Genomic DNA, 8268 nt, shown 5'->3' on the forward strand with positions numbered 1-8268 from the left:
GATAAAAAATACCCCTCAGTACGAGGGACTCATTAACTACGGCGCTATTAGCACTTAAAACTGTCCGAACCATTGATCAAAAAAGTGAAAAGTACTTTTGGGATAATATGAAGGATGCCCACTTTTTGATCTATTTCTGAGCATTTATAATGGCAACTTCTTCAAAGGTCTTGATTTCTGCAAGTATCCTTGTTGCCGCATCCAGAAGCTGAAAAGCAACAGCCGCACCTGTTCCCTCCCCCAGTCTGAATTGAAGATCCAGAAGAGGTACAAGATCCATTCTTTCATGCATGAATCTGTGGCCTTTTTCAACAGAACGATGGCCAGCAAAGAGATAATCCCTGATGCCAGGGGCAAGCTCAAAAGCTATCAATGCTCCGGCAGTGGAGATAATACCGTCACATACAACCGGAATTTTATGGGCTGCGGCACCGAGTACAAGACCTGCAAGGCCCCCTATTTCAAATCCTCCCAACTTTGACAGAACATCAACGGCATCGTTGGGATCCGGCCTGTGAAGTTCAAGCCCCTTTTCAATTACCCTGATCTTGTTTGCAAGAATTGCGTCATTAATGCCTGTACCCCTTCCTGTCAATTCTGAAGGAGATATGCCTGAAAAAGCTGCAATGATTGCAGAAGATGGAGTTGTATTCCCAATCCCCATGTCCCCTGTACCTATAATGTCAACATTGCCATTTTTCACAAGCTCATCCACAATGGAAATTCCAGCATTAATGGATTTAACGGCTTCATCCCTTGTCATGGCAGGTGTTTTTGTGAAATTCGATGTGCCTTTTCTCACTTTTTTATGAAAAATGGGCATTTCAGGTGAAAAATCAAAGTTAACGCCCAGATCCGCAACCATGACTCTGGCTCCGGATTGCCGTGCAAGCACATTTATGGATGCTCCGCCATTGACAAAATTCTCCACCATCTGTGGGGTTACCTCCGGAGGAAAGAGACTTACACCCTCTTTAACCACTCCGTGGTCTCCGGCACATGTAATCACAATTTTTTCCGTTAAATGTACATCAAGAGTACCTTTGATTGCCGCAAGCTGTGCGCTTATTGGTTCAAGGATACCAAGACTTCCCGCAGGTCTTGCCTGATCTGCAAGTCTTTGCATGGCCTTTTTTTTCATTGCCATGTCAGGTTTTTCAATTCTTTCTATTGTTTTTTCAAGTTGCTCCATTAATTATCCATTACCTCTCTTTTTACCGTGAAAATGACTATTATTTTTATATTTAGGGGTGATTGATACGTAATCAATCATACCCGTTTACCGTGTAAATAGATACAAATTTCCATATTCGGGGGTGGCTTAATGCCGGCCATGACCGTTTAGTGCTTCTTCAAGTTTAAACTGTCGGGTGACTTTTAAGGCTTTTCAAAGGTTCAAGGCATTTTCTACCCGACAATCAAACCTTGAAAGAACATTAGCGTGATAATGACTATTATTTTTATATTTGGAGGGTGACTGATACGTAATCAATTTGAGTTAAAATCAACATTCAAGGATAATCTCTCCTTCAAAGTCAAAAATAATCGTCCGTATTTTTAATCTGTTTTGTGAGAAATTTTCAGCAGATTGGATTATCTTTCTGCCAACATGGTTAATTAGCTGAGGAAAATCAGGATGTATATATTCAAAGGCGTGGCGTGCTGTATTTGCCTCAAAGATCTCTCTTGCAAGTCGGGAATCCCCTGTTACTTCAAATGCCCATTCAGCAAGTCTCTTCATGGTGAGTTCCGATTTGGCTGCATGTGTGTGGGCAAATCCCATTGCCATTTTCACAGCTTTGCCAAAAAATACAGTTATTGTAACTTCAGAAGTTACACCAAAATCATCTTTTGCATTGTAGCTATTATATTTATTATAATCTGTACTTTCAGTTTTATTGATACGGATGTAATTTAAGTTTTTACTTTTATTACTGTCGCGACAACGTGAGGTTGCATTTTTATGGCTTTCATTGCCAGTTATTCCTGAAGTTTCATGGGTACAACTAACAGCAGCAGCTTCAAGTGATTCCCTGAAAAAATCTCCGATCTGAATAAATGATTCTTCAGGATAATCAGGAAACCTTAGCATTGCAAAGCGCTCGCTCCGTCTTCCTGTTGTAAAAATCAGCCTGTTTATTCCTGCTGCGCGGGCAACAGAGATTCCGGAGCGTATGGTAGCGATATAGGCATCATGGGACATTGGCCTTACAATGCCTGTGGTTCCAAGTATTGAAATACCGCCCAAAATGCCGAGTCGTGCATTAAGGGTTTTTTTAGCAAGGATTTTACCCTGGGGTACAAATACCTCAACATCTACTATTTTTCCATAAAAAGCAGGGCTTGTTTCTTTTTCATTAAAAAGAGTTTTATCTACATTTTCACCAATGACCTGTTCAACAGCCTCCACTATCATTTTAACAGGGCCCGGATTAATGGCAGGATAGCCAGGCGGAACTTCAAGGCCGGGCTTTGTTACAAGCCCTACACCTTCACCACCTCTAATGCGGACTTGAACTCCAGATGGTGATGTTTGTAAAAATATCAAATTTTTTGTTTTACCGTGAAAACACATTTTGTTTTCATGATCGGGTGTGGCTTTAGTCGGCCATGAAGGTTTGGGTAGATCCTGGTGTTCAGTTAAATCCTGGTGTTCAGGTAGATCCTGGTATTCAGGTAGATCATGGTGTTCAGGTAGATCATGGTGTTCAGGTAGATCCTGATTTTCAGGTAAAGCCTGGTGTTCTGATAAAACTTGATTATCCGATAACTTCAGGTTAGAAAGAAATGATACCCTTGCTCCTATCTCTGCCTTGTGGGTAACATCAGGGTCATCTCCGGCATCCTTAATAACAACAGCCTCAGCTCTCTGGGATGTAATTTTTGTGATACTAAAAATTTCAATGGAAAGCCACTCATCATTGAGGCATCGAATATCCACCTTTGGACACTCTTTATTATCGATATTTATATTTCCTGCGATTAGACACAAAAGCGCAGCTTTTGTTGCGGCAGCGGCAGCAGCACCGGTTGTAAAGCCCTTTTTTAACGTTACTGAAGTCATCTATTAGCGATTCCCCTGTAAACGGGCATGATTGTGTATCAATCACCCCTAACCATAAAAATGATAGTCATTTTCACGGTAAACGGTCATGGCTGCCAGCCAGCCACCCCCGAATATGGAAAATTGTATCCATTTCCACGGTAAAATATCCGGATATTCATTAAAAGCCCAGATCATTATTTCCGAATATTCAAACTTCTGACCATTTGCGGCACGCTGAAACAAATGAAGCAGCAGCACCATCTGAACTTCCAAAGTGAACATGAAGATAGCTTCCCAATGTATGACCTATCTGATAGCCCTCAACATTGACATTCTGCCCATCCCGTCCATATGTGTAATAAACTTTTTTTATGCTCTGAGGATTATCAATTGCAGGTGGAGTATCCTCAATTTTTTTCATAACATCGGCTTTGCAGATTTTACAAGGCAACCCAGTTTTGTTTGTTTCCTCAGTTTCAAGAGACGAGTAGTGAAACTCATGTCCCTTGAGTATATCTCCTGATTTTCCGATGAGGGTATCCTGTTTCAATGAAACCTTACGATATCCAAGGGATCTCATCTTTTTTGACATCACAGCGGAAAATGAAAAACAGCCGGTCATGGGCCATTTTGTGGTGCCGTCCATTGATGTGATATCACGGCAAAGATACATAAAACCGCCACATTCTCCATATATGGGCATCTCATTAAGAGAGGCCTGTCTGATCTCAGCCATTAATTTCCGATTGGCGGAAAGGGTCTCTGCAAAAAGCTCGGGATATCCTCCACCAAAATAGATTCCACATATATCAGGTGGCAATGACTCTGATCTCATTGGTGAAAACTCAATCAGCTCCGCTCCATTTTGCTCAAGTGCTTCAAGGTTTTCCCTGTAGTAGAAGCAAAATGCCCGATCCCTCGCAACCGCAATCTTGACAGAAGACATAGATAGATTAGTGCTTGTTGCATATTTCTGGGATTCAGCAGTAGAAGCATTAGAGCTGGTGACTTTAATATCCGGCAAAACCGAGATGATCTTTTCAAGTCTGGTATCAAGATCAATCATTCTGGTCATTGTTGCAACAGTATCTGGTGAGATGGTGTGATCTTCGGATGTAACAAGCCCCAGATGACGTTCAGGCATGACAATCGCATCATTTCTTTTGATATGACCAATGCATGGCATTTTACAGGTGGATTCAACCGCAGATTTTAAATACTCATAATGTCTGCTGCTTCCGGTTTTGTTGAATATTACTCCTGCAAAGTTGAGATCATGATCAAAATTTTCAAATCCCTGAACAATGGCAGCAGCACTTCTTGCCATGCTGCGGGCATCCACAATTAAAATAACAGGCAGATTGAGCAACTTTGCCATCTGGGCTGTGGAGCCAGCTTCCGATGTACCGCTGTATCCATCAAAAAGCCCCATTACCCCTTCAACAACGGCAATATCGGCATTTTCGCAACCCCTTGCAAATATGGCTTCATTGGTTTGGCGTGAAAGCATCCATGAGTCAAGATTGCGGCTTACCCTTCCTGTCAGGGCAGTGTGATGGCCCGGGTCAATAAAATCCGGCCCCACCTTGAATGGAGCTACTCTGTATCCTTTACCTGAAAGCCATGCAAGAATTCCAAGGGAGAGAGTGGTTTTTCCGGAACCACTGCCTGTTCCGGCAATTACAAATCCTTTCATTATTTATGTATATTCCTTCTGGTTCGCAATTTTTTCCAGAGCCTTAATTCCTTATGATCCTGGTTATCCTGGTTCATATAACGGCCATGGCGGGCATTACCGCATACGCATCAAGCTAAGGTTTTCAAAGCCTTATCAGACGGGTTTTTATAATTTTTGTTGTTAATATGTTGATTTTATATTTATAATAAAAACAAAGCCTTATATTTTTAGCTTGATGCGTATGGGCATTACCGCCACAATCGAAGGGATGAAAGTCGTTTTTAAAACAGGCTGTTACGGAGACTTTCATATAATGGCCATGGCGGCATTACCGCCACAATCGAATGGATGAAAATCCCCAAACTACGGGGACTTTCATATAAAACTTCTGAAAAATCTAAGATGTCGATTTTGAGCAAAGTCAGTAACTGCAAAAAAACGATAATATGTGGATTTTGAGTAAGATATCAAAATGTTACTTTGGCTTTTCACTGCTATCCGCCATTATTAAAAGAGCGTTTATAATGCTTGCCGCCACATTGGAGCCACCTTTTCTGCCCTTGTTGGAAATAAAAGGGATATCAAGTTCCATAAGAGCATCCTTGGATTCAGCAGCATTTACAAACCCCACAGGAAGCCCGACAATAAGTGCTGGCATTACTTTGCCGGCCTTTACATGCTCAATGAGTCTAAGAAGGGCAGTGGGAGCGTTTCCCACCACATATATTCCATTTTCAATAAAAGGAAGTGCTATATCCACAGCAGCAAGTGCCCGTGTTGTCTTCTCCTCAATTGCCTGTCTTGCAACATTCTCATCTGCAATAAGGCACCTGACATCGCCACCAAACCTTGAGATCTCTTTTTTCCGGATGCCAACCCTTGCCATATTGGTATCTGTTATTATTGTGCATCCGTTTTTAATTGCATCGATCCCTTTTTGAAGAGCTTCAGGATGAAACCGGACACTCTTTATGTAATCAAAATCAGCAGAGGTATGGATCATTCTCCTGACAATTGACCACTTTTGTTCATCAAATCCATGGTCGCCCGCCTCTTCATCTATTATACGAAAACTTAAATCCTCAATATCTTGGGGTTTCAATATAAATATCTCCTTGAAAGTAACAGCAAAGCATCTTCCCAATCCATCAAAAAGGAAAAAACGGAAAGGAGATGCTTGAGATGCCGGGTTAAACGGTCATGGCTGCCATCCAGCCACCCCCGAATATGAAAATTGTATCTATTTCCACGGTAAAAAATCACTCTTTTATCATGTTTGACATGTTGTATAAAGGTTATTGTCTTGATTTCAGCCAGTTCATTGCAATACCGCATCCCAGAATAAGGGCAGAGCCAAACCAGAATCGCCATGATATTGGATCTTTTAAAAAAACTATTCCTGCAATTGATGTAAAAATAGTTTCGGAAGACATATATACCCCGCCCTCCCATCCACGGCAGTAAAAAAAGCCTTGATTCATAAGAAGCTGTGCAGTCAAAGAAGTAAGGATCATTCCCCAAATCATCACCCATTCAACCGGTGTGGCAGGTGTCACTGGAGAGTTGATGAACATGGGCAGGGTTACGACAGCGCCCATGGTGCAAAAATAGAGATAGATAACAGCAGGTCCGTTGTTTTCCCTTAATGAGCGGATAAGGGTAACTGTAAGACCTGCAAATGCTCCTGCAAGGAGAGCCATACACTGTCCGAAAAGTTTGCCGGCAAGGTTGAAATCAAATAGAACTGCTATGCCTGTCATTACAAGAAGCATACAGATAATCTGCGGGATGCCTATTTTCTCCCTGTAGATAATTGCGGCAAAAATGGCTGCAAATACCGGAAATGAGTAAAAAATAACCACTCCTGTGGATATGGGTAATATGCGGATTGCGGTTACAGCCGCAATAAATGCAATGGAGCCTGTACATCCTCTTATTATAAGCAGTGGAATGTTGTTGCCTTTATATATGTTGCCATGACGTCCGAACAGCGCCAGCAGAATAACAGCTCCCCCTGCAAATCTGAAAAAACCGATGTGCCAGACGCTATATCGGGGATCCATCTGTTTTACCAGAATGCTCATTATTGTAAAAAGAAGCGCTGCGGAGAGCATGAAAAGAGGACCTGCAAAGTTTTTGTCCATTGAGACAATGCCATTTTTTTCAGATATCGCTCCACTGTCATCTACTGTGGTTTGTTGTAGTTTCATCTTTTTTTAGTCCTTGTGGATAAAATCACTCGATAGTTTAAACCTGAAGAAGCTTTTGGTTCTGGCGTATCCTGGTTGGATTGTTAGCCATAAAAACCTATTTGCGCCTTTCGATGTAATAAATGCCCAAAAATCCTTTTTTGATTTTTTTCTTAAAAACATCTCCAACATTTACTGAATTATAATACCTCTCCTTAACCATGAATTTAAGATTTTCCGGTATTTGATCACTTGATACTTCCACTACCCTGGATTTACTTCTTCCGCCAACAATTTTCTTCCTTACAATCTTTCCCTTTAGTGCGATCTCTTCATGATCACCAATGTAGTAATTGACAGGAGCAACATAAAGGGATGTGGCTAATAAAAGCATGAATGTCAACCCAACAGACAACAGTACAAAAAAATAAAGCCTGGAAGGGAAGATAAGTTTACAAGCCTTGTAACTTAACCATATTGAAATCAGTGCTATGGGCAATGATAGATATTTAAACGCAAAGTAAAACTCTCCATTAAACTGAACAAAATAGGGTCTTTTGATCATGAATAGGAATGACAGTGCAAAATATGCAACAATGCAGTAAATTGATATGCTGATTGCTTTTTGGGTTTTTTTCAAAGGAATCTTAAAACCACAATGTGGACAATCTTCAGCATCTTGCTCAACAAACATGCTACATCCAAAGCACACCTTATCATACCCACAACGACCACACTTTTTAGTTTGTTTAAATGCCGCCTCTCCACATCTCGGGCAGTGATCAATCACTGCTTCAACTGCACTTTTATCGGATTCTTTTTGCGTTGTTTTATTTTTCAACCTTTCAGCAGCAGCTTCTGCCTTGTGATAAACAACACCACAGTTAGGACACTCAAGATTCCCTGGAAGCCGCTTGTATCCACATTTTAAACAGATGAACTGAGTCATATATGTTTCCTTGACCATAGTTTTTTTATATAACCAACATGGCGGTTCACCGTCACAATCGAAGTGTTGAAAGTCTTTATAAATACAGCCATTTGCGGGGACTTTCATATAAACGTACATGGCGGATGAACGCCATCATACTAAAAGGTGACTTACCACTATTGAATGGCTGTCCATGGTTTGTCAAACATAAAAACAAGCTTACCGTTTTAACCAAACCCTTCATCTTCATTATTATTGTATATACTCAAAATCGACATCTTATTGCTTTTTCATAAGTTATTGCAGTTGTCTGAACCAGGATAACCAGGATGGATAGGATGCTCAGGATAGATAATCCTGCCTTATCTTTGTTAATCTTGGGAATCCTGATTCAGACAGTGTTGACAAGGCTTACAAGATCATA

The 8268-nt window shown here is 41.0% G+C and carries 6 protein-coding genes; all 6 read right to left on the reverse strand.

Going from position 1 to position 8268, the window contains the following annotated elements; translation table 11 throughout:
• Window positions 1–130: 130 nt before the first annotated feature.
• On the reverse strand, window positions 131–1192 hold the full coding sequence (cobT, locus tag MTBBW1_RS19530) for a nicotinate-nucleotide--dimethylbenzimidazole phosphoribosyltransferase (RefSeq protein WP_080806246.1): 1062 nt from the start codon (window positions 1190–1192) through the stop codon (window positions 131–133).
• A 312-nt stretch (window positions 1193–1504) separates the two neighbouring features.
• Window positions 1505–3064 carry a cobalt-precorrin-5B (C(1))-methyltransferase gene (locus MTBBW1_RS29695; RefSeq protein ID WP_080806248.1) on the reverse strand — a complete coding sequence of 520 codons (1560 nt, stop codon included), beginning with the start codon at window positions 3062–3064 and terminating at the stop codon, window positions 1505–1507.
• A gap of 190 nt (window positions 3065–3254) precedes the next feature.
• Window positions 3255–4742, reverse strand: coding sequence for a cobyrinic acid a,c-diamide synthase CobB (locus tag MTBBW1_RS19540; protein ID WP_080806250.1), 1488 nt, complete (start codon window positions 4740–4742; stop codon window positions 3255–3257).
• A gap of 457 nt (window positions 4743–5199) precedes the next feature.
• Complete coding sequence (locus MTBBW1_RS19545) at window positions 5200–5826, reverse strand: precorrin-8X methylmutase (RefSeq protein WP_080806252.1); 627 nt, start codon at window positions 5824–5826, stop codon at window positions 5200–5202.
• 193 nt (window positions 5827–6019) lie between these two features.
• Window positions 6020–6934 (reverse strand): DMT family transporter, encoded by a 915-nt coding sequence (locus tag MTBBW1_RS19550; protein WP_080806254.1) that lies wholly within the window; start codon window positions 6932–6934, stop codon window positions 6020–6022.
• A 97-nt stretch (window positions 6935–7031) separates the two neighbouring features.
• Complete coding sequence (locus MTBBW1_RS19555) at window positions 7032–7982, reverse strand: MerC domain-containing protein (protein ID WP_186441519.1); 951 nt, start codon at window positions 7980–7982, stop codon at window positions 7032–7034.
• Window positions 7983–8268: the final 286 nt, after the last annotated feature.

Source organism: Desulfamplus magnetovallimortis, from assembly GCF_900170035.1.
Classification (GTDB): Bacteria; Desulfobacterota; Desulfobacteria; order Desulfobacterales; family Desulfobacteraceae; genus Desulfamplus; species Desulfamplus magnetovallimortis.